Below are 25810 nucleotides of genomic sequence, written 5' to 3' on the forward strand. Positions count from 1 at the left end.
GAGCAGGCGTGGGTTAGAGCTGTTCAGCGAGTGGTGCGAGATCCTGCTTGCGCACCTTGCCGGTTGCCGTGAGCGGCAGCGTGTCGACGATGCGCACGACGGGCACCTTGTAGATAGCCATGTTCTCGCGACACCAACTGGTAAGGGCGGCGTCATCCAATGTGCCGACGGCCTCGGGCCGCAGCATCACGAAGGCGACGGGAAGCTGGCCGCGTTGTTCGTCGGCGCGGCCCACGACGGCAGAACCGAGGATGGCCGGATGCTTGCCGAGCATGGCTTCGATCTCCGCCGGGAAGACGCTCATGCCGTTGACCTTGAGCATCTCCTTGCGGCGGCCGAGATAGTGGACGTAACCCTGTTCGTCGATGCAGCCGATGTCGCCGGTGTGGAACCAGCCGTTGCGCAGGGTTTGCGCCGTGGCGTCGGGCTTGTTCCAGTAGCCTTTGAGCAGCGTCGGTGTGCGCACGCAGAGTTCGCCTTCGGCGCCGATCGGCATCAGTTCGTGCGTGTCGAAATCGCAGATCTTGAAATCGGTGCCCGGCACCGGCAACCCGACGAAAATCGGTTGCGATCGCAGGTCGAAATCGTCGTCCTGCATGCCGACCGTGAAGCTGTTGCAGGTCTGCGTTTCTGTCATGCCCCAGGCGCTCTCGGCCATCATCGAGCCGGTCAGTTCGCGCCATGCACGGCGGTACTCGGGGTTCAGCTTTTTCACGAACGACGACACGCCCGTATGCCGCAGCGAACGTAAGTCGTACGCATGCACACGAGGATGCGCCATCACCTCGGCCGCGCTGTCGACAAGCATCGAGCCGTTGGTCACGCAGTAGCGCTGCACGCCAGCCATGAAGGCCTCCGCATCCCAGCGAGCGAGCAGCACAAGCGGCACGCCAAGGAAGGCTGGGAAGATCAGGCCGGTGTTTTCGCCGGCAATCCAGAACTGCGGATAGAAGCTGAGCATGACGGTGTCGGCATCCGCGCGCAGCGATACGGCCGAGAACGCGGCAGCCATGTCCACCATGTCGCCCTGCGTGTGGATGCAGCCCTTAGGCAGCCCCGTCGTGCCGCCGGTGTAGTTGAGCGCAGCAACCGCATCAAGCGAACCAGGCGGAAGAGGGATCGGCGTGGTCTGAGCCAATGCGGGCAACAAGTCGATTGCATCGCCGCAGGCCAGCGGCGGCTCGGTCAGCATTGCCGGGAGCGGCAGCGTCGGCTGTGCGGGGAGCACGTCTGCGTAACGGGTGACGAAGACGTGCTCGATCGATGTTTCGGCGCGCACGTCACGCACCAGCGGCATAAGGCGATCCAGCGTGACGATGGCCCGCGGTGTGGCGTCGCTCAGCGCATGCATCAACTCTGCGCGTTGGGACAGAGGGCTGATCGGCACATACACGGCGCCCAGCTTGAGAATGCCGAAGAACACCGCATTGAATTGCGGGCAGTTGGACAGGAACACCGCAACGCGGTCGCCCGCGCCAATGCCGTGTTGCGTGAGCAGCGCGGCGAAGCGGTCGGAGAGATCGTCAAGCTGGGCGAACGTCGTGTCGTGCCCGTAAAAGTGGATGGCCGGCTTGTCTGGCGTGGTGCGCGCCCAGTGCCGCAGATAGTCTGTGAGGGCAGCGCGCCCGATCGGGTAATGCGGCTCGCGGGGGGTATCGACCGGCCATGCGCGCGCCCAGAGCGCGCGAACGCGGCCGAGATACTCGGACTCGTCCATCGACAAAGCTTGTCTCCGTTGGATTGTGCAGTGCGTGCGCACGGCGGCGCCGCACTATCTATACTGGAAAGTAATTTTTTATACCAACGGGTAAGAATATAGAAAGCGTTCTTTGATGCGTCAAGCATTTGAGCACGATGATGTCGCCAAGATGCGCGTATGCCACGGCGCATACGCGGGCGACATGCGAAAATATGCGCCATGTCCACCGTCCGCAAATCCGCCGTTTCCGACGTGCAACCGTCTGCTGAAACCGAGGTGCCCGAAGCCCCCGGCGTCGCACCGCCGGCCACGCGCCCGCACATCGCCGAGCGGCAGGAGGCCCGCCGCCGGCAGATTCTCGACACAGCCGCGCAGCTCTTCTTCACCAAAGGCTATGCCGGCATGACGATGAGCGACCTGTGCAACGCGCTGGGCGTGACCAAACCGGCGGTGTACTACTACTTCACCGACAAGTACGAGATTTTCGACATTCTGTGCCGCGAGGCCGCGCAGGACTGTCTGTCGGCGATCCGGGAAACGGCCGATCAGGCCCTACCCGTGCGGGAGCGCCTGCAGGCGTGTCTGCTGGAAATGGCTCGCCGTTGCATCGACTGCCACTATGCCGCAGCACTGACGTATCGCGATCGGCAATACCTGCGCCCCGAAACGGTGGAATGGCTGCACGGCATGTCGCGGGCGTATTACCGCGATCTCTATGCGCTGCTCGATGAGGGCAAGCGCGCCGGCGTGTTCGACTTTGGCGATGCGCGCGTCGCCGCGCATTCGATGGGCGGTGTGATGGGCTTCATGTACACGTGGCACGATCCATCGCGCATTGACGCCGGCGTGCTGGCGCACGAGTTGTCGAGCGCCATGATGAAGATCATTCTGCCGGCCGCCCCAGGCCCAGCAACTAAACCCGCGTCCTGAGCGCCGCGCTAGCAGTTGCGCTCGGCAAGACGGGGAGGCGGAAGATCTCCGGCGTCATCAGGTCGATGCCGCAATCGAGCGTTTCCACCCAATCGATGAACCGCTTGACCATGGCTGGCCCGCGAAACGGCTGGCCGTGCTGCGGCACGATCCATTCGATGTCCAGCCCGCGCACCATCTGCGCCCATAGCCGGCACACTCGGTTGCCGCTCATGTAGCGGCGGTGGAAGGGCGCCATCAGCGGCAGGTGCGCGTCAAAATCTTCCACGGGCTTGGCGGCCACGTTGGCGTGCACCATCGACGCCCCCAGATCGCCCGAGAACAGGATGCGCGATACCGGATCGTAGAACTGGAAGTTGCCCTCGGAATGCAGGAAATGCGCCGGCACCGCCAGCAGATGTGATTGCCCCAGCGGAATCGCCATGCCCGTATCCGGGATCGGCACGATGCGGCCCTCGGTTTTGCCGACCGTGCAGAAATGCGGCAGAAAACGCTCCCACACGCGCGAGATCAGGATGTCGCAGCTCGAGCTCGTCAGCCACCGTCCCGCCGAGGCGACGATATCTGGGTCTGCATGCGAGGCCAGCACGTAGTCGAGCTGCTTGGGCGAAAAGTACCGGTTCATCGCCAAAAACAGCGCGTTGTAGGTCATCTGACCCCCTGGGTCGATCAGCGCGCCGTGGCCGTGATCGACGATCAGGAATTGGTTTGTCTGCACCGGCAGGTCGTCGTGATCGTCGACCAGGTCGGAAAACATCAGGCAGACATGCTCGGGCGTTTCATAGAGCGTCGTGACCATGGGAGAGGGCGGGCGCGGTTGGAATGCTCCGATGGTCGCGCAGGGCGTGGCCGCCACACTTGATCCGTGTCAAGGCCGGTGTGACGCCGGCATTGGCCTGGGTGGCCGATCATCCGGCCCCGGCTGGGTCTCACGTGATAAACTCTTGATCTTTAACGCTTTGCGCGAGCCGCACGCGGGTTTTCCGCTTGGGTCTGGCGCGCCGCCATGCCAACCGGCATGCCGCATCTCCCCCTATGAATACTGCAACGATGTCTGAAGCGTCAGAAGCGCCGGCCAATGAATCGGTGACATTCGACAGCTTCGGCCTGCATCCGGACGTCCTCCGCGCGCTGACCGAAAGCGGTTACACCAAGCCCACGCCCATCCAGGCTGCCGCCATCCCGGTGGTGACTGCCGGCTGCGACGTCATGGGCGCCGCACAAACCGGCACCGGCAAGACCGCCGGTTTCTCGCTGCCGATCATCCACAACCTGCTGCCCGACGCCAACACGAGCGCATCGCCTGCGCGCCACCCGGTGCGAGCGCTGATCCTCACGCCCACGCGCGAGCTGGCCGACCAGGTGTACGACAACGTTGCCAAGTACGCGAAGTACACGGCGCTGCGCAGCGCGGTCGTTTTCGGCGGTGTCGACATGAACCCGCAGACGGAGCAACTGCGCCGCGGCGTGGAAATCCTCGTTGCCACGCCGGGCCGTCTGCTCGATCACGTGCAGCAGCGCAGCGTGAACCTGTCGCAGGTGCGCATGCTGGTGCTGGACGAAGCCGACCGCATGCTCGACATGGGCTTCCTGCCCGACCTGCAGCGCATCATCAATCTGCTGCCGGCGCACCGCCAGACGCTGCTGTTCTCGGCCACGTTCTCGCCCGAGATCAAGAAGCTGGCCGCCAGCTACCTGCGTCATCCGCAAACCATTGAAGTGGCGCGCAGCAACGCCACTGCAGAAAACGTCCGCCAGGTCATCTACACCGTGCCGGACAACCACAAGCAGGCCGCGCTCGTGCACCTGCTGCGTCAGCGCGCAGAGCAAGGCCTGCCACGCCAGTGCATCGTGTTCTCCAACAGCAAGATCGGCTGCTCGCGCCTGGCGCGAGCCCTGGAGCGCGAAGGCATCAACGCCAACGCCATCCACGGCGACAAGACGCAGACCGAGCGCATGCAAACGCTCGAAGCGTTCAAGCAAGGTACCGTGGATGTGCTGGTCGCCACCGACGTGGCGGCGCGCGGTCTCGACATCTCGCAGATGCCGTGCGTGATCAACTTCGACCTGCCGTTCAACGCAGAAGACTACGTGCACCGTATCGGCCGCACGGGTCGTGCAGGCGCCTCCGGTGACGCTCTGTCGCTGTTCGCCCCGGGCGATGAGCGTTTCCTGGCCGACATCGAAAAGCTGATTAAGCGCAATTTGCCGCGCGAACAACTAGCCGATTTCGATCCGACCGGTGAACAGGCTCGTGACCGTGAACGCCGCGAGCGCGACGAAAAGCGTGCCCGCAGCGAAGTCCGCCGCTCCCGCGAGCGTGAAGACCGCAACGGTGCCCGCGTGTTGGATCACACGATCGTGCGCCCGCCTTTCCGCCCATCGGACGACCCGTTCTTCAATCGCCCGTACGAATCGTCTCTGCCAGCGGAATCGGCAGAAACTGCCAAGCCAGCGCAAGCGACCGGGCATCCGCGTACCGCCAAGCGCCCGATCGCGGCGCTGCTCGGTGGCGTGCCGCGCAAGCGTTAAGTCAGTCGACTGAAAACGGCGGCGCTCCTGCCGCCAGGGTCAATTGCCTCAGGCCGTTTGTGCCAGGCGATTGGCCCATGCCGGGACGGCGTCTCGGTAAAACCCCTCTACATCCCCCGCACGAATCTCCAGCCCCAGGTGCTGCGCCGCTTCTGTTAGCGCGGCCAGCGGTTGACTGCGGTTGATGGCGCGCGCGCCCGTCTGCTTGCTGAGTTTCTCGCCGTCGGCGTTCACCACCACGGGCACGTGCAGGTAGCGCAACGCCGGCAGCCCGAGCAAGCGCTGCAGGTAGATCTGGCGCGGCGTCGAGTCGAGCAGGTCGGCGCCGCGCACGACGTCCGTGATGCCTTGGGTGGCATCGTCCACCACCACCGCAATCTGGTACGCCCACATGCCGTCGGCGCGCTTGAGCACGAAGTCGCCTACGGCTTCAGCCAGGTTCTGGCATTGCGTGCCTTGCCAGCGGTCGTTGAAGCAGATGGTAGCGGCGTCGGCATCCGGCACCCGCACGCGCCAAGCGCGCGGCGGGCGGCCGTGGAGCCCGTTGCGGCACGTGCCGGGATAGATCAGGGTCTGGTGACGCACGTGCCCATTGGCGTCAATGCTGGTGACGGAATCCGCAATCTCGCGGCGCGTGCAGCCGCACGGGTAGAGGCTCCCGATTGCTTGCAGTTGCTCGAGCGCCTGTTCAAAGCGTGACAGGTGCGCGCTTTGCCACTGTGGGACCTCGTCGGGAATGAGCCCGAGTGTATCCAGTGTGGCGAGGATGTCGCGGTCGGCGCCGGGCACGTTGCGCTGAAAATCGATGTCTTCAATGCGCACGAGCCACGTGCCGCCGTGTACGCGTGCATCCAGCCAGCTTGCCAGCGCGGTGACCAGCGAGCCGATATGCAACGGCCCCGTGGGCGATGGCGCAAAGCGGCCGCGGTATTGGTCGCGCGACGACGTGGTGGATTCCGGAAAATCGAGATTGGCTTGGGACAACGCAACGCTCCAGGCGCAGAAGTCGATGGCGCTATTGTGCGCGATTTGTCCGCACGAGGCGCCTACTGCATCATCAGGGCCTGCCCCAGGCGCGGGTCTTCCAGCTTGTCGACCCACCATTGCAGCGCCTTGCCGCGCATGTTGTTGCGCCAAGCAACCTGAAACGTGCCGGCACGCTTGTCTTCGGTGGTTTCCTTGGCGATCAGCACGCCGGAATCCAGATACGGTTGCGCCAGCGGCACCGGCAACCAGCCGCAGCCCAGGCCACGAATCTGCGCCTGCACCTTGTCAGCCATGGACGGCACCACCAGCGTGTCCTGTCCGGCCATCACGCCGATGGTGCGTGCGGGCAGATTGCGTGACGTATCTCCGACGGCAACGATGCGATGCCGCGTGATGGCGGTTGCAGGCAAAGGCTCCTCCATGTGCGCCAGCGGATGATGTGCCGCCACCGCAAACACAAAGGGAATGTTGCCCACCGTGCGTGTCTGAATGCCCTGTACCTGCATCACCTGCGCCGGCCCGATCAGCAGATCCGCGCGGCCTGAGAGCAGTGCGTCCCACGTGCCGGCCAGAACCTCACGGCTGAAGCGCAGTCGCGTGGCGGTGTTCTCCGCGTAAAAATCCTGGATGACTGGCATAAGTGCGCGAAAGTGCACGAGATCGTCGACTACGATGGTCAATGTGGCTTCCCACCCGGTGGCGAGGCGTTTGACGCGGCGTGCGAGTTCGTCGGCGGCCTGCAGCAGGTGACGGCCTTCGTCGAGCAATGCGCGGCCAGCGGGCGTGAGTTCCGCCCGATGGCGGCGGCGGTCAAACAGCAGGACATCGAGATCGTCTTCCAGCTTGCGCACCACATATGTGAGCGCCGACGGCACTTTGCCCAGTTCGTGCGCGGCGGCGGCAAAGCTGCCCTTGCGTTCGATCGCGTCCAGCACTTCCAGAGATTCCAGCGATAGCGCCATGTTCAGAATTTTTGATGTATTGAGTCAAAGCCATACCGCGAAACTATAGCCAATCTGCGTACCATTCACACATCGACGCAGTAATTTGGATAGGAGATTCATCAAAATGATTGAAATCCGCCCCTCTCAAGATCGCGGTTACGCAGATCACGGCTGGCTCAAGTCGTATCACAGCTTCTCGTTTGCCGATTACATGGACCCGGAACACGTTCAGTTCGGGCCGTTGCGTGTCATCAATGAAGACCGCGTCGCCGCCGGTATGGGCTTTGGCACCCACGGCCACCGCGACATGGAAATCATCAGCTACGTGCTGGATGGTGAACTGGCGCACAAGGACAGCATGGGCAACGGCAGCGTGCTGCGCCCGGGCGACGTGCAACGCATGACGGCTGGGACAGGCGTGCGTCACTCCGAGTTCAACCACGCGCAGGATCAGACCACGCATTTCCTGCAGATCTGGGTGCTTCCCGCGCAGTTGAACCTCACGCCGGGCTACGAAGAACGCCATTTCGACGAGGCTGCCAAGCGCGGCAAGCTCGCCCTGATCGCGAGCACCGATGGTCGTGACGGTTCGGTGAAGGTGCATCAGGACGTGATGCTCTACGCCGGCAAGTTTGATGGCGCAGAAACTGCGTCCTTGCCCATTGCCGAAGGCCGCCGTGCTTACGTGCACGTGGTTCGCGGCAAGGTGAGCATCAACGGTCGCACGCTGGTTGGCGGCGACGCAGCCAAGCTGACGCAAGAAGAGGCCGTGACGCTCTCTGGCGGCGAAGACAGCGAAGTGCTGGTGTTCGATCTGCCGTAATGTTCGTGGCGCACGCTGTGTGCGCCATTTTTCTTTTCCGTTGTCCCCCGCGATACCCAACCCCAAGAGGATTCCCATGGCACGAGTTGCAGTCGTTTATCACAGCGGTTATGGCCACACCAAGAAGCAGGCAGAGGCCGTGTTTGCAGGCGTGCAAGGCGCCGGCGCCGAAGCGCACCTGATTTCGGTCACAGACGTCAACGACGACACGTGGGCGCTGCTGGCCGGCGTCGATACGATCGTCTTTGGCGCGCCGACCTACATGGGCGGCGTTTCGGGCGACTTCAAGAAGTTTGCCGATGCATCGTCCAAGGCATGGTTCACGGGCGCGTGGAAGGACAAGATCGCCGCGGGGTTCACGAATTCCGCATCGATGAATGGAGACAAGTACGCGTCGATCCAGTACCTGTGGACGCTGTCGCAGCAGCACGGAATGATCTGGGTCGGCACGGGCATGATGCCGGCCAACAGCAAGGCCGCCACGCGCAACGACGTGAATTACCTGGCGGGCTTTGGCGGCGCGCTGGCGCAATCGCCGTCTGATGCGAGCCCTGAAGAGGGTCCGTTGCCGGGCGACCTGGAAACCGCCAAGCTGTTCGGTGAGCGCATTGTTGCCATCACCAATCAGTTCGTGCGCGGCCGTCAGTAAAGCGGATCGCTCAAAGAAAAAACGCCGGCATGTCCGGCGTTTTTTTGTGCGCTGTTAAGGGTCAGAAGCGCGTGCCAGCGCCGCAGAACACGCCGCGGTTGGAGCCACCCTCGCAGCTCGTTGCGCAGCCGGCCAATGCTGCCAGGCACACCGTGCTGATGAAGAGGAGGGCGGCGAAGCGCTTCATGCAGCGGCCCGCGTTTGGCTGCCCGCGCAATGCGGGCAGCGCTGGCCGGGGATGTAGTCGGCGGATTGCTGTTCTTCCGGCGTCACCACGGCGCGGCAGGCGAAGCATTGTTTCGGCCCTGCTGGCAGCAGCTCAGCATTGAGAGCCGTGCGGTGGTCGAACACGAAGCAGTCGCCGTCGTAATGGGCGCCGCCCACTTCCTCGAAATACTTGAGGATGCCGCCTTCGAGCTGATACACGCGCTCGACGCCGATCTCCTGCATGTGGATTGCCGCCTTTTCGCACCGGATGCCGCCGGTGCAGAAGGACACGACCGTCTTGCCGGCAAAGTCGTCTTTGTGCGCGGCAATGGCGGGCGGGAATTCGGTGAATTTCTTGAGGTTGTATTCGACGACGTTCTTGAATGTGCCGACGGCAACTTCATAGTCATTGCGCGTGTCGAGCATCACCACTGGGCGGCCCTCGTCGTCGTGGCCCTGGTCGAGCCAGCGCTTGAGATCGGGCGGCGCAACCGACGGCGCACGGCCGTCTTCCGGGCGGATCAGCGGGTGGCGCATGGTGATGATTTCTTTCTTCATGCGCACCAGCAAGCGGCGGAACGGCTGGTGGTCAGACAGGCTTTCCTTCGGTGCCAGGTCAGCAAAACGGGCGTCGGCGCGCAGCCAGCCGACGATGCCGTCAATGGCTTCACGCGAGCCGGCCAGAAAGATGTTGATGCCCTCGGGCGCCAGTAGAACGGTGCCCCTCAGCTCGCGCGCCTGGCATTCGGCCAGCAGGGCGGCGCGCAAGGTCTCGCGGTCATCGAGGGTGACGAATTTGTAAGCGGAAATATTGACGATCTGCATGTGCTGCCGCGCCATTTTTTGGCGCTTTGGGTAACCCGTTGATTCGTAAGCCGAAATTATAGCCGCCCGAGCAGCCGCGCGGGGTTGTCGATGATCAACCGGACACGCCCCGAATGCTTTACGGAAGATGTCACCCGGTACAATACGCGGATGAATTCGCCGCGCTTCGTCCACCTCCGCCTCCACTCCGAATACTCCGTCGTCGATGGCAACGTCCGTCTGGACGATGCCGTCAAGGCCGCAGCCAAAGACGGCATGGGCGCCTTGGCGCTGACCGATCTCGCCAACGCCTTCGGGCTGGTGCGCTTCTACAAGGAGGCGCGCGGCAAGGGCGTCAAGCCTATCGTCGGCGCCGACGTGTGGATCACCAATCACGATGAGCGCGACAAACCGGCACGCCTTCTGTTGTTGGTCCGTGACAAGCAGGGTTACCTGAACCTGTGCCAGTTGCTGGCCCGTGCTTGGCTCTCCAACCAACATCGCGGCCGCGCGGAAATCGCCCCCGAATGGTTCGACGAGCCGGGCGTGGAAAATGCCCCATTGGCCACGGGCCTGCTGGCGCTCTCAGGCGCCATGGGCGGCGATATTGGCATGGCGCTGGCCAACGGAAACGAGGCGCTGGCGCGCAAGCTGGCGACGAACTGGTCGCGCGTGTTTCCGGGCGCCTTCTACATCGAACTGCAACGCGCCGGGCAGACTGGTACCGAGGCCTACATCCAGCAAGCCGTGAAGCTCGCATCGGCCATGCAGTTGCCAGTGGTTGCCACGCATCCGGTGCAGTTCATGACCCCGGACGATTTCACGGCCCACGAAGCGCGCACCTGTATTGCGGAGGGCGAACTGCTCGCCAATCCACGCCGTGCCCGTCGTTTCACGACCGAACAGTATTTCAAGACGCAGGACGAGATGTGCGCGCTGTTTGCCGACATCCCGTCCGCGCTGGCCAACGCAGTGCAGATCGCGCAGCGCTGCAACCTCAAGCTGGAACTGGGCAAGCCCAAGCTGCCGCTGTTCCCGACGCCCGATGGCATGTCGCTGGATGACTATCTCGTCCAGCTTGCCAAGGAAGGGCTGGAAAAGCGCATGGAAGTGCTGTTCCCCGACGAGGCCGTGCGCGAATCCAAACGCGCCGAGTATTACGCTCGCCTGGAATTCGAGACCGGCACCATCATCAAGATGGGCTTCCCGGGCTATTTCCTGATCGTTGCGGACTTCATCAACTGGGCCAAGAACAATGGCGTGCCGGTGGGGCCGGGCCGGGGTTCCGGTGCCGGTTCGCTGGTGGCATACGCGCTGGGCATTACCGATCTGGATCCGCTCAAATACAACCTGCTGTTCGAGCGTTTCCTGAACCCGGAACGTGTGTCGATGCCCGACTTCGACATCGACTTCTGCCAGCACGGCCGCGACCGCGTCATCCAGTACGTGAAGGAAAAATACGGCAAGGACGCCGTCTCGCAGATCGCCACCTTTGGCACCATGGCCGCCAAGGCCGCGGTGCGTGACGTGGGCCGCGTGCTCGATCTCGGCTACAACTTCGTTGACGGCGTGGCCAAGCTGATCCCGTTCAAGCCGGGCAAGCTCGTCACACTGGAAGAAGCCAAGAAGGAAGAGCCGCTGCTGGCCGAGCGCGAAGCCAACGAAGAAGAGGTCAAGCAGCTCCTGGAACTCGCACAGCGCGTGGAAGGCATGACGCGTAACGTCGGCATGCACGCGGGCGGTGTGCTGATCGCCCCGGGCAAGCTGACCGACTTCTGCCCGCTCTACACGCAAGGCGGCGAAGATGCGGGCGTCGTCAGTCAGTACGACAAGGACGACGTGGAAGCCGTCGGCCTGGTCAAGTTCGACTTCTTGGGCTTGACCACGCTCACGATCCTCGACTGGGCCGAGCGCTACATCCGCATGCTCGATCCGTCCAAGACAGATTGGAACTGCAGCCACATTCCGCTGACGGACAAGAAGGCGTTCGACATCCTGAAGTCGGCCAACACGGTGGCTGTGTTCCAGCTGGAAAGCCGCGGCATGCAGGGCATGCTGAAGGACGCCAAACCTGACCGCTTTGAGGACATCATCGCCCTGGTGGCGTTGTATCGCCCAGGCCCGATGGACCTGATTCCGAGCTTCTGCGCGCGTAAGCACGGCCGCGAGAAGGTCGAGTACCCCGACCCGCGCGTTGAGCCGGTGCTCAAGGAGACCTACGGCATCATGGTCTACCAGGAGCAGGTGATGCAGATGGCGCAGATCGTGGGCGGTTACTCGCTCGGCGGCGCTGACTTGCTGCGCCGAGCGATGGGTAAGAAGAAGGCCGAAGAAATGGCCGAGCACCGCGCGCTGTTCCGCGCGGGGGCGGCCAAGGACGGGCTCTCCACCGAAAAGGCCGATGAAATCTTCGACCTGATGGAGAAGTTCGCGGGCTACGGCTTCAACAAGTCGCACGCGGCTGCCTATGCGCTGCTGGCGTACTACACGGCTTGGCTCAAGGCGCATCACCCGGCCGAATTCATGGCAGCCAACATGTCGCTCGCCATGGACGACACCGACAAGGTGAAGATCCTCTACGACGATGCCCGAGGCAAGAACGGACTGACCGTGCTGCCGCCGGATATCAACGCGAGCCAGTATCGCTTTGCGCCGACCGACGCCAAGACCATCCGCTACGGCTTGGGCGGCGTGAAGGGCAGCGGTCAGGGTGCGATCGAAGACATCCTGCGGGCACGCGAAGATGGCCCGTTCAAGGACTTGTTCGACTTCTGCGAGCGTGTTGACCGGCGCCAGGTCAATCGCCGCACGATCGAAGCGCTGGTGCGTGCCGGCGCCTTCGACAGCCTCCACGATAACCGCGCACAGCTGCTCGCCTCGATCGGCCTGGCCATGGAAGCCGCCGAGCAGAAGGCAGCGGCCGCCAACCAGGTGTCGCTGTTCGATCTGATGAGCGGCGACGACGCCGAGCAGCATCGCCCCGAACTGGTCGACGAGCCGGCCTGGTCGACCAAGCGCAAGCTGCAGGAAGAAAAGCAGGCGCTGGGTTTCTATCTTTCCGGCCACCTGTTCGATGAATGCCGTGACGAGGTGCGCCGCTTTGCGCGTACGACGCTGGCCGATCTGGCCCGCGAAGTGACCGACAAGGGCAATGGCGGCGGCTACGGCAACCGCGATGCGCGTAACAAGACGGTGGCGGGCGTGATCGTCGGCCAGCGCACACAGATGACGCAGCGCGGCAAGATGCTGATCGTCATGCTCGACGACGGCTCTGCCAGCGAAGCCACCGAAGTGACGGTCTTCAACGAAGTGTTTGAAGCCAATCGCGCGCTGTTCAAGGAAGACGAAGTGCTGATCGTGCAGGGCAGTGCCCGGCACGACATGTTCACTGGCGGCGTGCGCGTGACAGCCGAATCTGTCATGGACATGACCCAGGCGCGTGCCAAGTTTGCGCGGGCGATTCGTTTGTCGATGAATGGCGATTCAACTGCGGCCAAGCTGCGCGACATGCTCTCGCCGCATGTCGCGGCGGATGGCAATGGCGTCTCGGTGCGCATCAGCTACGTCTGCGAACAGGCCCGCTGCGAAGCGGTGCTCGGCGACGCTTGGCGCATCGTGCCGAGCGAAGCGGCAATCGCCGCACTGCGTCAGGCGCTGGACGCCGAGAACGTGGCAACGGTGTACGAGTAGTTCGAAGATGGCGCGGGGGGCGTCATCGCCGGGCGCTGGCTCGGCACGACTGCAGTCTCAATACGATTATTACTAGAGCATCCATGAACGTCGGAATCTCGTGCAACGCGCTGGGCTACAGCGGCGGCAGCGAGCGCTACGCGATGGACCTGGTGCGCGGCTTGCATGAGCGCGACATCCGTCCCGTGTTCTTCGCCAAGATGGTGGACAAGGCGCTTCCCGAATATCGCCAGGTCAAGGCCGTTGCATTGCCCACACGCAAGCTGCCAGGCAAATTGAACGACCACGCGTTCGGCTGGCTGGTGCGCTATCTGGCCAAGCGTGAGCACATCGATCTGATGATCGGCTGCAACCGTACAGGGGCATCGGATATCGCCATTTGCGGTGGCACGCACGTCGGCTATCTCAAGAGCTTTTCCAAAGAGGCTGCCTTCTGGGACCGCCAGCAGATCGCGCTGGAACGCCGGGACTACGTACGCTCGCATGTTGTCGTTGCACACTCGAGGTTGATGGCGCAGGAGGTGCTCGACTATTACGACATTCCGGCGGCCAAGGTGAAGACGGTGTACCCGCCGGTGAGCGAGACGAAGTTCTCGCCGGTGGACGAGACCGAGCGTCAGCGCCTGCGCGATGAGCTGGGCTTTGCGAAGGATCGCATCACGTTTGTGTTCCCGTCGTCGAGTCACAAGCGCAAGGGCTATCCGCTGCTTGAGGCGTTCTTCTCCAAGACGGATTTGCCGGTGCAACTGGCGGTGATCGGGCGGCCGGTGTCTTCGTCCTCGCCCAACATCCGCTACCTGGGATACCGCAAGGACATCGAGAATGTCTACCGTGCAGCGGACTACACGATCCTGGCTTCGCACTACGAGCCGTTCGGGCTGATCGGGGTGGAGTCCGTGCTGTGCGGCACGCCTGCCGTCCTGGCAGCCAATATCGCCTGCACCGAGGTGATCTCGGAAGAAGGTGCGCCCACCTTCGATCTGAACGATCCAGCCACGCTGGCGCGCACGATCGAGGCGGCTGTTGCCCGTGCGCAGGCTGGCCAGGCGCGCCTGGCGAATCCGCGTGAACACCTGCGCTATGACCCGAGCATCGCTGCGCACATCGATGCGCTCCTGGCGCTTGCCCCTGGCGCGGGGACATTGCGATGAGCGGTTTGATGCAACGTGGCCGGACGCTGATATCCAGTGCGCCGGTGGCTCTGGCCGTGTTTGGAATCGCCATCCTCCCGGCCTTCATGCTGTCGGTGCGCGGCGCAGCGTTCCTATCGTTCTTGCTGCTACTTGTGGCCGCGTTCTGGTCGATGCTGGCCGCGCCTGCGGAGGTTATGAACCGATTGCGAGCGATGTGGCGCGAATATCGCTGGCTGATTCTGGCAATGGCCGCCATGCCGACTGCGATGCTGATCAGTGCGCAGCTGAACCCTGCGGCGATGCGCGGTGTGCCGTTTGCCTATGGCCGGCTCTGGCTGTTCGGTTTGACGCTATTTGCGCTGCTGCGATTGCGTCCTAAACAGTTGGAAAGTGTGCAATGGGGTTGTGTTGCGGGCGCGCTGGCCTCGGTTGTGTGGGCTTATCTCGAATTGCGTATCGGACGACCGGACAAGGTTGGCGCGTTTGCCAATACCATCCCCTTCGGCAATCTATCGCTGCTGATGGGCTTGTTTTCGCTGATTTCCATCGGTTGGGCCAAGCGTGACGGCTGGCCGCTTATCATCTTGCGCGTGTTTGGAGGTGGCGCTGGGCTCTATGCGTCGTATCTGTCGCAGTCGCGGGGCGGCTGGATTGCAATCCCCATACTGCTGCTGATCGCCGTGGCGACGCTACGGCATGTGAGCTGGAAGAAGCGAGCGACTGCCTTGCTTGTGTTCTTCGCGCTGTTGGTGACCGTATGCGTGTCGTCGAGTATGGTGCGAACCCGCTTTGATCAGGCGATGGGAGACATTCATGCCTATCAGGCTGGTCAGACCAACACCTCGGTCGGCATCCGCTTCCAACTCTGGAAAGCGGCTGCGTTGATGTTGACGCGCCACCCATTAGCCGGTGTGGGAAGAGGTCAATTCGAGCCCGCTCTCAAAGCCATTCACGCGGAAGGCCTGATCACACAGGAGGCGATGGCCTACGAGCATGCCCACAACGAGTTTCTATACAATGGCGCCACGCTTGGCGTGCTGGGCATCGGCGCATTGCTGGCGCTGTATCTGGTGCCTGCCGCGTACTTCCTGCGCGCCGCCTTGTGCGACGATCGCATCCTACGCACCACGGGGGCGATGGGCCTCACGTTATGTGTCGGCTTCGTACTGTTCGGGCTGACCGAAGTGATGCTGATCATCGCGCAGACGGTTGTGTTCTACAGCGTGATGGTGGCCGTATTCACCGCGCATATTCATCGGCGCCGGCAGCAGCTTGGCGCCGCTCCTGTTCTCTGAGATCGCTTTCGCATGTCCGTATCCAATCGAGCCACGCTCGCCGTCATCATCGTCGCCAAGAACGAAGCCGCTGATATCGGCGACTGCATCCGTTCGGTGCGCGACTGGGCGGACGATGTCATCGTCTTCGACTCGGGTAGCACGGACGGCACGCAGGATATCTGCCGCCAACTTGGTGCGCGCGTGTTCGAGACCGACTGGCCCGGCTACGGCGAACAATCCAACCGTGCTCTGCGCGAAGCCCGTACCGAATGGGTGCTCTCGCTGGATGCCGACGAGCGCATCAGCCCCGAATTGCGCGCCGAGATGATCGCCGTACTCGAATCGGGCAGTTCGCACACTGTCTACTCGATGCCGCGCAGCTCCAGCTTTTGCGGCCGCTTCATGAAACACTCGGGCTGGTGGCCGGACCGCATTCGTCGCTTTTTCAAACGCGAGCAGGTGACATTCTTCGATGCACCGGTGCACTCGCACCTGGTCTTTGAGGGGACGGTGGGCGACTTCCGCGCGCCGATCATTCACTACTCGATTCCCGACCTGAAGGCTGCGCTCGACAAGGCCAACGATTATTCGACCGCCGGTGCGGCCGCAGCCTATGCCAAGGGCAAACGCGCCTCGCTGGGCAGCGCGATCGGCCACGGGCTGTGGGCGTTCATCCGCACGTACATCATCCAGCGGGGCTTCCTTGATGGCGCGGAGGGCTTCATGCTCGCCGTGTCGAACGCCGAAGGCACGTATTACCGCTACATCAAACTGATGATGTTGCATCGTCATGGCAAGCGCTGAGCCGCCGCGTCGCATCGCCCTCATCGTTACGACGTATAACCGCCCGGACGCGCTCGCCCGCGTACTGGCTGGGTGTGGCGCACAGACCGACCACGCATTCGACGTCATCGTCGCCGACGACGGTTCGCGCGATGACACACGCGTAGCGGTCGAAATGGCAGCCAAGACCGCACCGTATCCGTTGCGCCATGTCTGGCACCCAGACGATGGCTTTCGTGCTGGTGAGATACGCAACCGCGGCGTGCTGGCGACGGATGCCGACTACCTTGTTTTTCTCGATGGCGATTGCGTGCCGCGTCCGGATTTTGTGGCCCGGCACCGCGCGTTGGCCGAGCAGGGGCGCCTGCTGTCTGGCAGCCGCATCCTGCTGAATGAAGCGATGACGCGTGAGGTCGTCGCCCAGCAGATCGATATCCACCTGAAGGACTGCGCGTATTGGTTTGCCGCCTGGCGCGCGGGCCGCATCAACAAATTCCTGCCGCTCATGGTGCCGGGTTTGCCGTTGCCGCGCACGTTCAAGGGCACCAGCCTGCGAGGCATCAAAAGCTGCAACCTCGGCGTGTGGCGCAGCGATTTCGAGTGTGTGAACGGCTTCGATCAGAGCTTCGTCGGGTGGGGTCATGAAGACGCCGATCTGGTTGTGCGCCTGTACAACGCCGGGGTGCGGCGCAAGCGCGGCTTCTGCGCGACCGAAGTCTTCCACCTATGGCATCGCGAACAATCGCGCGCGCAGGAGAGCCCCAACTATCAACGCATGATGGCCCGCCGGAATACCGACATCATCCGCGCTGAAGTCGGGCTTGCGGAACTGCGAGAGCAAGGCGCCTGAGCGGCGCCGTCATGCTCACCAAGTCTTCTTCTGCTTGGCGATGCCGAGGAATGGCCGCACGAAGATCTGATAGAGGAACTTGCGCACGAAGATCTGGTGCAGATGATGGCCGACACCGAGCCGGTTGTCGGCTTCACGGCTTTTGATGGCGCGATCGGCTTCCAGGTTGGAACCGCTATCGAAGTTCTGCACGCCAATCACATAAGGCACGACCGCACGCATCTGCACGATGCCTTCACGCTCGAACTTGTACCAATAGTCCGCTGCCAGCCACACGGGATAGAGCTGCTCGACCATGCGCTTGGCCGCAGCGCGCGTGACGAAATAGCCATGCGCGAGCCACTGGTAGTTGGCGAGTTTGACCGTGCGGTGGTCAGCTGTGAGCGATTCGGCGCCGCCCTTGTAGTAACGGTCGATGTGCGTGAGCAGGATGACGACCGGTTCGTCCGGTGGCACGCTCTGAGCCAGCGCATCGAGCACGGCGGGCACATCGGGCCCGAGTTTGGCGTCGTCTTCGAGGATGAGCGCGTAGGGCAGGTTTTGTTCGATGATTGCCCGGTAGACGCCAAGGTGGCTTAGTGCGCAGCCGACTTCGCCGACGGTCAATTCTCGGCTCTGGCCAATAGCGCGCGCATGGTCATAGTGGCGCGCAAGTTCGTCGGCGGGAAGTGTCTTGCCGTACACACCCGGGAAGCGGCTATGCGGCAGGCCAAGCGCATCGAGCTGGCGTTCCAGCGCCTCGCGGCGACCGGCGTCGTGGTCGAGATTGATGAAAAACGTGGGAACGCGCGAACTCATTGCGGAAGCGTCAGATGATGCGTCGGTCCGTCTTGACCGGGGATTGCGCAGCAGGATGGGCCGGGTGGTGGATTGCCGCTAAAATGCCGGGTCGCCCGTCTGTCGGATGACAGCCGCTGCAACGCACTTGATGTCGGCAGAGCCGATCGCCATGCGACGCAAGCTGCCCACCCTCATTTGAAAACGCCGTGAGTATACAAGCAAAGTTTGATCACCCAGCGCCCGCCAAGCCGATGCTCAAGCGGCTGTGGGGCTACCTGCGCCCCGAATTGACCGCTTTCATCCTGGCAATGGTTGCCATGGGCGTGGTGGCAGCCACGGAGGGGATCATCCCGAAAGTCGTGAAGGATTTGCTGGATCAGGGCTTCGGCGGTGAATACGTCGGCAGGCTGTGGCAGGTGCCGGCCATGTTGGTGGGCATTGCCGTGGTGCGTGGGATCGCGCAATTTGCATCGACGTATCTGTTGAGCCTGGTGTCGAACAAGGTGCTGCTGAATCTGCGGATGAAGATGTTCGAGCGCCTGCTGCAGGCGCCGGCTTCGTACTATCAGCGCAATACGGCGGCGTCGATCATCAACGCGGTCATCTTTGAAGTGAACCAGGTGCTGCAGGTGCTGACCGGCGTGTTCATCACGCTGGTACGCGATTCAATGACGGTGCTGGCGCTGTTGATCTTCCTCTTCTACACCAACTGGCGCCTGACGCTGGTGGTGGCGGTGATCCTGCCGATCATCGGGCTGCTGATGTCGCGTATCAACCGCCGCCTGCGCTCGCTCAACCGCGAGAGCCAAAACCTGACCAACCAGGCCGCCTATGTGGTGGAAGAGGCCGTGGGCGGTTACAAGGTCGTCAAGTTGCACGGCGGCGAAGCGTACGAATCGCTGCGCTTCAATGCCATGACGAATCGTCTGCGTGGTTACGCCATGCGCGTGGCCGTGGCCGGTGGCCTGAACCAGCCGGTGACGCAGTTCCTGGCGGCGCTGGCGCTGTCGATCATCCTGGCCATTGCCATGATGCAGGCACAGGCCAACCAGACTACGGTCGGCGGCTTTACCGGCTTTGTGATGGCGATGCTGTTGCTGATCTCGCCGCTCAAGCACCTGACCGATGTGAATCAGCCGCTGCAGCGCGGCCTGACCGCCGCTGAGTTCATCTTCGGCCTCATCGACACGCCAATCGAACCGCAAGAAGGCGGCAAGAAGATCGATCGTGCCCGCGGCGATGTCCGCTTCGACAACGTCACCTTCCGCTATGGTGAAGATGGTCGGGCGGCGCTCGACAACGTGAATCTGCACGTCAAGCCGGGCGAGGTCGTCGCGCTGGTCGGACCGTCGGGCAGCGGCAAGACCACGTTGGTGAATCTGCTCCCGCGCTTCTTCGATCCGACCTCTGGCACGATTTCGCTCGATGGCGATGCGCTGGCGGATCTGGCGCTGTATGACCTGCGCCGCCAGATCGCTTTCGTGAGCCAAGATGTGGTGCTGTTCAACGACACCATCGCTGCCAACGTCGCCTATGGCGCGCGCGACGCCTCCGAGATCGACATGGCCCGCGTGCGCCGTGCGCTGGAAGCGGCTTACCTGACCGATGTGGTCGACAACCTGCCCGAGGGCATCGATACCAATGTCGGCGACAACGGTTCGAAGCTGTCCGGTGGCCAGCGCCAGCGCCTGGCGATTGCCCGTGCGATCTACAAAGACGCGCCGATCCTGATCCTGGATGAAGCGACTTCCGCACTGGATTCCGAGTCTGAGCGCCAGGTGCAGGCCGCGCTCGAACGGCTGATGGAAGGCCGCACGACGCTGGTGATCGCGCACCGGCTGTCGACCATCGAAAATGCCGACCGCATCATCGTGCTGGAGCACGGCAAGATTGCCGAAGCCGGAACGCACCGCGAACTCATCGAGCGCGATGGGTTGTATGCTGGACTCCATCGCATCCAGTTCGCTACCCAGTAAGTCTTGCCTTCAGGGCGGCGTGCTCAGGATGCTCAAATCAAAGGAGACATCGTGACGACCACCACGCCGCCCATCAGCCGGTTCCCCGTTCCTGAGCTGGCCGACATTCCCGAAGATATCCGTGCGCGCATCCTGGAGGTGCAGGAGAAGAGCGGCTTTGTGCCGAACGTCTTCCTGGCGCTGTCACATCGGCCGGACGAGTGCCGTGCGTTCTTTGCGTACCACGACGCCCTGATGCTGCGCGAAGGCAGTAGCCTCACCAAGGGCGAGCGCGAGATGATCGTGGTCGCCACGTCCGCCGCCAACCAATGCCTGTATTGCGTGGTCGCGCACGGCGCCATTCTGCGCATCTACGAGAAGAAGCCGTTGGTGGCCGACCAGGTTGCCGTCAATTACCGCAAGGCCGACATCACGCCGCGCCAGCGCGCCATGCTCGACTTCGCGATGAAGGTCTGCACCGCTTCGCACACCGTCAATGACGCCGACTATGACGCGTTGCGCGCGCACGGTTTCGATGACGAGGACATCTGGGACATCACCGGCATCACCGCGTTCTTTGGCCTGTCCAACCGCATGGCGAATGTGATTTCGATGCGGCCCAATGACGAATTCTTCCTGCTCGGCCGCTTGCCGCGCGAGAAGAAATAGGGCGCCAGGGTGCCTACGCCGTCAGCTCGCGCAGCGCTTCGAGCAGCTTGACGGCGGGGCTCGGCAGAATGCCGTGGCGGCGCCGGAACGCTGTGAGCGTGCGGCGCGCGACCAGGCCGGGAATCGGCAGCGGCTCGATCACGCCGGCACGGCGCTCCGCATCGATCATCGGTTCTGCCATCCAGCTCAGGAAACCGGAGCGCGCCACGAGGCTCTTGAGTGCCGTCACCGAGCGCGTTTCCACCACGATGTTCGGCAAGCCATGTCCGGCTGCTTCGAATACCTGGCGCATGTGCTCGTACGGGCCGGTACCGCGCGGTGGAACGGCCCAGAATGCATCCAGCGTATCGGCCAATGTCAGGCCAGGGCGATGGCGTAGCGAATGCTCCGGTGACGCGACCACGAAACTCGCATCCTCCCAGCGGCAATCCGCGATGGCGATGATCTCGTCGGTATCCGGCATCGCCATCGACAGCGCGAGATCGATCTCGTGCTTGACCAACCCTTCGGCCAGCCGGTCCCATACGCCTTCCAGTATCTCCACGCGCAGGTTCGGCCAGCGGGCTACCACAGTGCCCACGGCCAACGGCAAGACATAGCTTGCGATGCTGCCGACTGCGCCCACGCGGATCGTGCCCTTGGCAAGCCCGCGCATCGCATCGATCTCTTCCTGTGCGTAATCGGCCTCGCGCTGAAGCAGCGAGGCGTGTGGCAGGAGTGCCTGCCCGATCGCGGTGAGCTGCATTCCCTTGGAGTGCCGCTCGAACAGCGGCGCGCCCACCTCGTCTTCCAATCGCTTGACGATGCGGCTGAGCGCCGGCTGCGTGACGTGCAGGACCTCCGCCGCACGCCCAAGGCTGCCGGCGGAGACGATAGTGGTGAAGGCGCGTAGCTGGCGTAGATCGAAAGTCATGCCAAAAGGTAATGACTTTGACGAAATAATTCAATATCGCGTTAATCGCTACGGATTCCATACTGGCAGCCTGTTTCAAGGAGGACTGCCTGTATGACCCGCACTTCGCTCGCGCTGATCACCGTGCGCGACGCCACGATCGACCTGCTGCGCCGGCTCGGCATGACCCACGTGTTCGGCAATCCGGGCTCCACCGAGCTGCCGATGTTTCGCGATTTTCCGGAGGATTTCCGCTACATCCTGGGCTTGCAGGAAGCCGTGGTGGTCGGCATGGCGGACGGCTTTGCGCAGGCAACGGGCAATGCCGCGCTGGTGAACCTGCATTCGGCGGCCGGTGTCGGCAATGCCATGGGCAACATCTTCACGGCCTTCAAGAACCGCACGCCGCTCGTGATTACCGCCGGGCAGCAGGCACGATCCATTCTGCCGTTCGATCCGTTCCTCGCTTCCAACCAGGCGACGGAGTTGCCCAAGCCGTATGTGAAGTGGAGCATCGAGCCCGCGCGTGCGCAAGATGTGCCGCTGGCGCTGGCCCGCGCGTATCACATCGCCATGCAGGAGCCCCGGGGCCCCGTCCTGGTGTCGATTCCGGTGGATGACTGGGACCAGACGACAGAGCCCGTTGCCGTGCATGAAGTGGCCACCGCGGTGCGGCCCGATCCGGTCACGCTGGCGCGCATCGGCGACCTGCTCGACGCGGCGCAGCGGCCGGTGTTCGTGGTTGGGGCCGCGGTCGATCGCGCTGGCGCGTGGGATACCGTCGTGCAACTCGCCGAGGCGCACAACGCGCGCGTGTTCACCGCACCAATGGCTGGGCGTGGCGCGTTTCCGGAAGACCATCGGCTGTTTGCGGGTTTCCTGCCCGCCATGCGTAAAAAGATCGTCAGCCTGCTGCAGGGGCACGACGTGGTGTTCGCGCTCGGCGCACCGGCGTTTACGTACCACGTGGAAGGCCATGGGCCGCATGTGCCGGTCGGGGCGAGGCTCGTGCAGTTGATCGACGATCCAGCGACCGCTGCCTGGACCCCGGAGGGCATTTCCGCCGTTGGCAACATCCGCCTGGGCGTGCTGGATCTGCTCGCCCGCCCCGCGCCACCGGCACGGCCGCTGCCCGCGCCACGCGTCAAATCGCCGCGAGCTGAGCCGGGTTCGCCCATGTCGGTTGCGTTTGCGTTGCAGACGCTCGATGCCGTGCGCGGCCCGGCAGACATCGTCGTCGAAGAGGCTCCGAGTGCACGCTCGACCATGCAGGCCTACTTGCCGATGCGCCGCTCCGGCGCCTTCTACACCATGGACAGCGGCGGCTTGGGCTACGGCATGCCGGCGGCAGTCGGCGTGGCACTCGCCAAACCGGGCACACGCGTGATTGGTCTGATTGGCGACGGATCGAGCATGTATTCGATCCAGGCGCTGTGGAGCGCTGCGCTCCTCGAGTTGCCCATGACGTTCGTGATCCTGAACAACCGCCGCTATGCTGCCCTGCAGGATTTCGCGCCGGTGTTCGGCTTTGCCCCAACCGACGCAGTGCAGGGCACGGATCTGCACGGCATCGATTTTGTCGGCCTGGCCAGTGCGATGGGCTGCACAGGCCAGCGCGTGAGCGACCCGCATGCGCTGGAAGCCGTACTGCGTACAGCGCTGCAATCCGCCGGACCAACCTTGATTGAAGTGGAGATCGCCTGATGACGAATACGAACATTGCCCCGCCGGACGCGGTGCAGACCATCTCGATGCTCATCAACGGCGAGCGCGTGCAAGCTGCCAAGGGTGCGGTGTTCGAGCGGCGGAATCCGCTTGACGGCACCGTGGCCACGAGGGCACCAGCCGCTACCGTGGACGATGCGCGTCGCGCTGTTGATGCTGCAGCGGCAGCATTCCCCGCCTGGGCCGCCATCGGCCCGAGCGAGCGCCGCGCGTTGTTGATGCGCGCTGCACAGGCGTTGGAAGCCAAGGGCGAGGCTTTTGCCGTCGCGATGGCCGCAGAGACCGGCGCCTCCGCGCTGTGGGCGGGCTTCAACGTGCATCTCGCTGCGAGCGGTTTGCAGGAAGCCGCCGCCATGGTCACGCAGATTGCGGGCGAGATCATTCCATCTGACGTGCCGGGCAGCCTCGCCATGGGCGTGCGCCAGCCGGCAGGCGTGGTGCTGGGTATTGCGCCGTGGAATGCACCGGTCATCCTGGCGGTGCGCGCGATTGCGTTGCCACTGGCGTGCGGCAACACCGTCGTGTTGAAAGGCTCCGAGATTTCGCCGGCGACGCACGGGTTCATCATCGAAGCCTTGCAGGAGGCGGGCTTGCCAAATGGCGTCGTCAATTTCGTGACGAATGCTCCGGCCGATGCGGGCGCGGTGGTGGAGGCGATGATTGCGCACCCAGCGGTGCGTCGCGTCAACTTTACGGGCTCCACGCGCGTGGGCCGCATCATCGCGCAGACTTGCGCGACGTATCTGAAACCCGTCGTGCTGGAGCTGGGCGGCAAGGCGCCGCTGCTGGTGCTGGCGGATGCGGATATCGACGCCGCCGTCGATGGTGCGGCCTTCGGCGCGTTCGCCAATTCTGGCCAGATCTGCATGTCCACCGAGCGCATCATCGTCGACGAATCTATCGCCGACGCGTTTGTCGGCAAGCTGGCTGCCAAGGCTGCAGCGCTGCCGCTGGGCGATCCGCGCAAGGGGCCGGCGGTGCTCGGCTCAGTGGTCGACATGAGCACAGTCGAACGCTGCAATCACCTCATCGACGACGCCCTCGCCAAAGGCGCGAAGCTGCTGTGCGGCGGCAAGGCCGACAGCACGCTGATGCCTGCCACGCTGCTCGACCACGTCACGCCCGATATGCTGATCTACTCGGAAGAATCGTTCGGCCCGGTCAAGGGCATCGTGCGTGTGAGCGGCGACGATGCCGCCGTCGCCTGTGCGAATGACAACGCATACGGTTTGTCGTCCGCCGTGTTCAGTCGCGATGTAGCGCGCGCGATGAACGTCGCGCGCCGCATCGAATCGGGCATCTGCCATATCAATGGCCCCACGGTGCACGACGAGGCGCAAATGCCGTTTGGCGGCGTCAAGGCAAGCGGTTTTGGGCGCTTCGGCGGTCGCGCTGGTGTGGCGGAGTTCACCGAGCTGCGCTGGATGACGGTACAGACCACGCCGCGCCATTACCCGTTCTGAGCCGAGATGCCGACGAAGATCTCAATCCTCGGCGCGGGCGCGATGGGGTCGTTGTTCGGCGGGCTGCTCGCCGAAGCCAACCAGCATGTCACGCTGCTCGACATCAACGATGCGCATCTGCATGCGATTGCCGCGCACGGTTTGCGGCTGGAAACCGACACTGGCGATCGCCACGTCCGCAACCTGCAGGCCCTGCGCCCGGGCGACGCGACGGACGTACCCGACTTGCTGATCGTCTTCACCAAGGCGATGCATACGCGTGCGGCACTCGCGAGCGTGCGTCACCTGCTTGGCCCGGCAACGCATGTGCTGACGCTGCAGAACGGGCTGGGCAACGTGGAGGCGCTGGCTTCGATGGTGCCGCCGGAACGTATCTTCGTTGGCGTGACCACGTGGCCGGCGGACCTTGCTGGCCCAGGCCACGTGCGCTCACATGGCGCAGGTGCGATCCGCCTGATGAGCGCAGACGGCGAGCGGCTCCCGATGCTGGCACGTGTGGTGGACGTGCTGTCCGCCGCCGGCCTGAACTGCCAGGCGGATGCGAACGTATGGGGCGCCGTGTGGGAGAAGGTCGCCTTCAATGCCGCGCTCAATCCGCTGTGCACAGTGCTGAAGCAGTCCGTCGACGCGCTGGGCGCGGTGGAAGACGGCCCGACGCTGGCGCTGAACATCGTGGACGAAGTGCTGGCCGTGGCGCGCGCCAGCGGCATTTCAGTTGATGCCGCAAAGGTGAACGACAACGTGCGGCACGCCATCGTCGCGCATCAGGGGCACAAGCCGTCGATGCTGCAGGACGTGCTGGCCGGGCGCCCCACCGAGATCGAATCCATCAACGGCGCCGTGGTGGCAGCGGCGCGCCGGCATGGCGTGCCTGTGCCTCACACCGAGACGTTGATGCAATTGGTGCGATTGATGCAGGCGAGCACCGTGCACCAGCAGGCGCCTTAGCAGGCCGGGATACGCAGGGTTTCATTCGATGGCGCGCAGACGCCACCTCAACGGAGACAACCACATGAAG

Annotated in this window: 22 protein-coding genes; 14 read left to right on the plus strand and 8 right to left on the minus strand. The window is 63.5% G+C overall.

The window, feature by feature from the left end; genetic code table 11:
• Positions 1 to 13: 13 nt before the first annotated feature.
• Complete coding sequence (locus DOD19_RS03890; protein ID WP_112184089.1) at positions 14 to 1717, minus strand: AMP-binding protein; 1704 nt, start codon at positions 1715 to 1717, stop codon at positions 14 to 16.
• A 201-nt stretch (positions 1718 to 1918) separates the two neighbouring features.
• On the opposite strand from DOD19_RS03890, the gene DOD19_RS03895 reads away from it, so the two are divergent.
• Positions 1919 to 2629, plus strand: coding sequence for a TetR/AcrR family transcriptional regulator (locus tag DOD19_RS03895; protein WP_112184091.1), 711 nt, complete (start codon positions 1919 to 1921; stop codon positions 2627 to 2629).
• On the opposite strand, the gene DOD19_RS03900 is transcribed toward DOD19_RS03895, so the two are convergent.
• Positions 2613 to 3428 (minus strand): MBL fold metallo-hydrolase, encoded by an 816-nt coding sequence (locus DOD19_RS03900; protein WP_024975172.1) that lies wholly within the window; start codon positions 3426 to 3428, stop codon positions 2613 to 2615. The two genes, DOD19_RS03895 and DOD19_RS03900, sit on opposite strands and share 17 nt — an antisense overlap.
• A gap of 236 nt (positions 3429 to 3664) precedes the next feature.
• On the opposite strand from DOD19_RS03900, the gene DOD19_RS03905 reads away from it, so the two are divergent.
• Positions 3665 to 5161, plus strand: coding sequence for a DEAD/DEAH box helicase (locus tag DOD19_RS03905; RefSeq protein WP_112184093.1), 1497 nt, complete (start codon positions 3665 to 3667; stop codon positions 5159 to 5161).
• A 48-nt stretch (positions 5162 to 5209) separates the two neighbouring features.
• Here the strand turns inward: DOD19_RS03905 and gluQRS are convergent, their stop codons facing one another.
• On the minus strand, positions 5210 to 6145 hold the full coding sequence (gene gluQRS, locus DOD19_RS03910; protein ID WP_112184095.1) for a tRNA glutamyl-Q(34) synthetase GluQRS: 936 nt from the start codon (positions 6143 to 6145) through the stop codon (positions 5210 to 5212).
• 62 nt (positions 6146 to 6207) lie between these two features.
• Positions 6208 to 7110 carry a LysR family transcriptional regulator gene (locus DOD19_RS03915; protein WP_024975175.1) on the minus strand — a complete coding sequence of 301 codons (903 nt, stop codon included), beginning with the start codon at positions 7108 to 7110 and terminating at the stop codon, positions 6208 to 6210.
• A 106-nt stretch (positions 7111 to 7216) separates the two neighbouring features.
• Here DOD19_RS03915 and DOD19_RS03920 point away from each other — a divergent pair, with 106 nt between their 5' ends.
• Together DOD19_RS03920 and DOD19_RS03925 are read left to right on the plus strand one after the other, a co-directional pair.
• On the plus strand, positions 7217 to 7915 hold the full coding sequence (locus DOD19_RS03920; RefSeq protein ID WP_112184097.1) for a pirin family protein: 699 nt from the start codon (positions 7217 to 7219) through the stop codon (positions 7913 to 7915).
• A gap of 76 nt (positions 7916 to 7991) precedes the next feature.
• Positions 7992 to 8564 carry a flavodoxin family protein gene (locus DOD19_RS03925; protein WP_004631035.1) on the plus strand — a complete coding sequence of 191 codons (573 nt, stop codon included), beginning with the start codon at positions 7992 to 7994 and terminating at the stop codon, positions 8562 to 8564.
• 61 nt (positions 8565 to 8625) lie between these two features.
• Here DOD19_RS03925 and DOD19_RS28135 read toward each other — a convergent pair whose 3' ends face one another.
• Both DOD19_RS28135 and DOD19_RS03930 read right to left on the minus strand, forming a co-directional pair.
• The gene (locus DOD19_RS28135; RefSeq protein WP_268747321.1) at positions 8626 to 8751 is read right to left on the minus strand and encodes a hypothetical protein; all 126 of its coding nucleotides are present in this window, start codon (positions 8749 to 8751) and stop codon (positions 8626 to 8628) included.
• Entirely contained in the window at positions 8748 to 9596 is an 849-nt protein-coding gene (locus DOD19_RS03930; RefSeq protein WP_024975177.1) for a sulfurtransferase, read from the minus strand. The genes DOD19_RS28135 and DOD19_RS03930 overlap by 4 nt, the downstream gene beginning before the upstream one ends.
• Before the next feature lie 150 nt (positions 9597 to 9746).
• Here DOD19_RS03930 and dnaE point away from each other — a divergent pair, with 150 nt between their 5' ends.
• The 5 genes from dnaE to DOD19_RS03955 all read left to right on the plus strand — a co-directional run bounded on the left by dnaE (position 9747) and on the right by DOD19_RS03955 (position 17308).
• Positions 9747 to 13265: a DNA polymerase III subunit alpha gene (gene dnaE, locus DOD19_RS03935; protein ID WP_112184099.1), complete on the plus strand. Its 3519-nt coding sequence runs from the start codon at positions 9747 to 9749 to the stop codon at positions 13263 to 13265.
• A gap of 83 nt (positions 13266 to 13348) precedes the next feature.
• On the plus strand, positions 13349 to 14416 hold the full coding sequence (locus tag DOD19_RS03940) for a glycosyltransferase family 4 protein (protein ID WP_024975179.1): 1068 nt from the start codon (positions 13349 to 13351) through the stop codon (positions 14414 to 14416).
• A 134-nt stretch (positions 14417 to 14550) separates the two neighbouring features.
• Complete coding sequence (locus tag DOD19_RS03945; protein ID WP_239497956.1) at positions 14551 to 15693, plus strand: O-antigen ligase family protein; 1143 nt, start codon at positions 14551 to 14553, stop codon at positions 15691 to 15693.
• 12 nt (positions 15694 to 15705) lie between these two features.
• On the plus strand, positions 15706 to 16479 hold the full coding sequence (locus DOD19_RS03950; protein ID WP_112184103.1) for a glycosyltransferase family 2 protein: 774 nt from the start codon (positions 15706 to 15708) through the stop codon (positions 16477 to 16479).
• Positions 16466 to 17308, plus strand: coding sequence for a glycosyltransferase family 2 protein (locus DOD19_RS03955; protein WP_024975182.1), 843 nt, complete (start codon positions 16466 to 16468; stop codon positions 17306 to 17308). The genes DOD19_RS03950 and DOD19_RS03955 overlap by 14 nt, the downstream gene beginning before the upstream one ends.
• Positions 17309 to 17323: 15 nt before the next feature.
• Here the strand turns inward: DOD19_RS03955 and DOD19_RS03960 are convergent, their stop codons facing one another.
• Positions 17324 to 18106, minus strand: coding sequence for a glycosyltransferase family 25 protein (locus tag DOD19_RS03960; RefSeq protein ID WP_024975183.1), 783 nt, complete (start codon positions 18104 to 18106; stop codon positions 17324 to 17326).
• Between the two features lie 233 nt (positions 18107 to 18339).
• Between DOD19_RS03960 and msbA the strand changes: the two genes are divergently transcribed.
• Positions 18340 to 20064 carry a lipid A export permease/ATP-binding protein MsbA gene (gene msbA, locus DOD19_RS03965; RefSeq protein WP_024975184.1) on the plus strand — a complete coding sequence of 575 codons (1725 nt, stop codon included), beginning with the start codon at positions 18340 to 18342 and terminating at the stop codon, positions 20062 to 20064.
• A 51-nt stretch (positions 20065 to 20115) separates the two neighbouring features.
• Positions 20116 to 20712, plus strand: coding sequence for a peroxidase-related enzyme (locus tag DOD19_RS03970; RefSeq protein WP_112184106.1), 597 nt, complete (start codon positions 20116 to 20118; stop codon positions 20710 to 20712).
• A gap of 13 nt (positions 20713 to 20725) precedes the next feature.
• On the opposite strand, the gene DOD19_RS03975 is transcribed toward DOD19_RS03970, so the two are convergent.
• A complete protein-coding gene (locus DOD19_RS03975; RefSeq protein ID WP_024975186.1) occupies positions 20726 to 21625 on the minus strand; it encodes a LysR family transcriptional regulator in 900 nt (299 codons plus the stop codon).
• 93 nt (positions 21626 to 21718) lie between these two features.
• On the opposite strand from DOD19_RS03975, the gene mdlC reads away from it, so the two are divergent.
• The 3 genes from mdlC to DOD19_RS03990 are packed head-to-tail and all read left to right on the plus strand — an operon-like array spanning position 21719 to position 25740.
• The gene (gene mdlC / locus DOD19_RS03980) at positions 21719 to 23308 is read left to right on the plus strand and encodes a benzoylformate decarboxylase (RefSeq protein ID WP_112184108.1); all 1590 of its coding nucleotides are present in this window, start codon (positions 21719 to 21721) and stop codon (positions 23306 to 23308) included.
• Between the two features lie 32 nt (positions 23309 to 23340).
• Positions 23341 to 24792: an aldehyde dehydrogenase gene (locus tag DOD19_RS03985; RefSeq protein WP_112184331.1), complete on the plus strand. Its 1452-nt coding sequence runs from the start codon at positions 23341 to 23343 to the stop codon at positions 24790 to 24792.
• A gap of 6 nt (positions 24793 to 24798) precedes the next feature.
• Entirely contained in the window at positions 24799 to 25740 is a 942-nt protein-coding gene (locus DOD19_RS03990) for a 2-dehydropantoate 2-reductase (RefSeq protein ID WP_112184110.1), read from the plus strand.
• Positions 25741 to 25810: the final 70 nt, after the last annotated feature.

Source organism: Ralstonia sp. GX3-BWBA, assembly GCF_003290055.1.
Lineage (GTDB): Bacteria > Pseudomonadota > Gammaproteobacteria > Burkholderiales > Burkholderiaceae > Ralstonia > Ralstonia holmesii.

Bases quoted from the DNA above. Each gene is read 5' to 3' on its own strand.
- DOD19_RS03925 (WP_004631035.1), top strand. From the start codon at position 7,992: ATGGCACGAGTTGCAGTCGTTTATCACAGCGGTTATGGCCACACCAAG.
- mdlC (WP_112184108.1), top strand. From the start codon at position 21,719: ATGACCCGCACTTCGCTCGCGCTGATCACCGTGCGCGACGCCACGATC.
- DOD19_RS03940 (WP_024975179.1), top strand. From the start codon at position 13,349: ATGAACGTCGGAATCTCGTGCAACGCGCTGGGCTACAGCGGCGGCAGC.
- DOD19_RS28135 (WP_268747321.1), bottom strand. From the start codon at position 8,751: ATGAAGCGCTTCGCCGCCCTCCTCTTCATCAGCACGGTGTGCCTGGCA.
- msbA (WP_024975184.1), top strand. From the start codon at position 18,340: ATGCTCAAGCGGCTGTGGGGCTACCTGCGCCCCGAATTGACCGCTTTC.
- DOD19_RS03915 (WP_024975175.1), bottom strand. From the start codon at position 7,110: ATGGCGCTATCGCTGGAATCTCTGGAAGTGCTGGACGCGATCGAACGC.
- DOD19_RS03895 (WP_112184091.1), top strand. From the start codon at position 1,919: ATGTCCACCGTCCGCAAATCCGCCGTTTCCGACGTGCAACCGTCTGCT.
- DOD19_RS03905 (WP_112184093.1), top strand. From the start codon at position 3,665: ATGAATACTGCAACGATGTCTGAAGCGTCAGAAGCGCCGGCCAATGAA.
- DOD19_RS03960 (WP_024975183.1), bottom strand. From the start codon at position 18,106: ATGAGTTCGCGCGTTCCCACGTTTTTCATCAATCTCGACCACGACGCC.
- DOD19_RS03930 (WP_024975177.1), bottom strand. From the start codon at position 9,596: ATGCAGATCGTCAATATTTCCGCTTACAAATTCGTCACCCTCGATGAC.
- DOD19_RS03955 (WP_024975182.1), top strand. From the start codon at position 16,466: ATGGCAAGCGCTGAGCCGCCGCGTCGCATCGCCCTCATCGTTACGACG.
- DOD19_RS03890 (WP_112184089.1), bottom strand. From the start codon at position 1,717: ATGGACGAGTCCGAGTATCTCGGCCGCGTTCGCGCGCTCTGGGCGCGC.
- dnaE (WP_112184099.1), top strand. From the start codon at position 9,747: ATGAATTCGCCGCGCTTCGTCCACCTCCGCCTCCACTCCGAATACTCC.
- DOD19_RS03990 (WP_112184110.1), top strand. From the start codon at position 24,799: ATGCCGACGAAGATCTCAATCCTCGGCGCGGGCGCGATGGGGTCGTTG.
- DOD19_RS03920 (WP_112184097.1), top strand. From the start codon at position 7,217: ATGATTGAAATCCGCCCCTCTCAAGATCGCGGTTACGCAGATCACGGC.
- DOD19_RS03900 (WP_024975172.1), bottom strand. From the start codon at position 3,428: ATGGTCACGACGCTCTATGAAACGCCCGAGCATGTCTGCCTGATGTTT.
- DOD19_RS03975 (WP_024975186.1), bottom strand. From the start codon at position 21,625: ATGACTTTCGATCTACGCCAGCTACGCGCCTTCACCACTATCGTCTCC.
- DOD19_RS03950 (WP_112184103.1), top strand. From the start codon at position 15,706: ATGTCCGTATCCAATCGAGCCACGCTCGCCGTCATCATCGTCGCCAAG.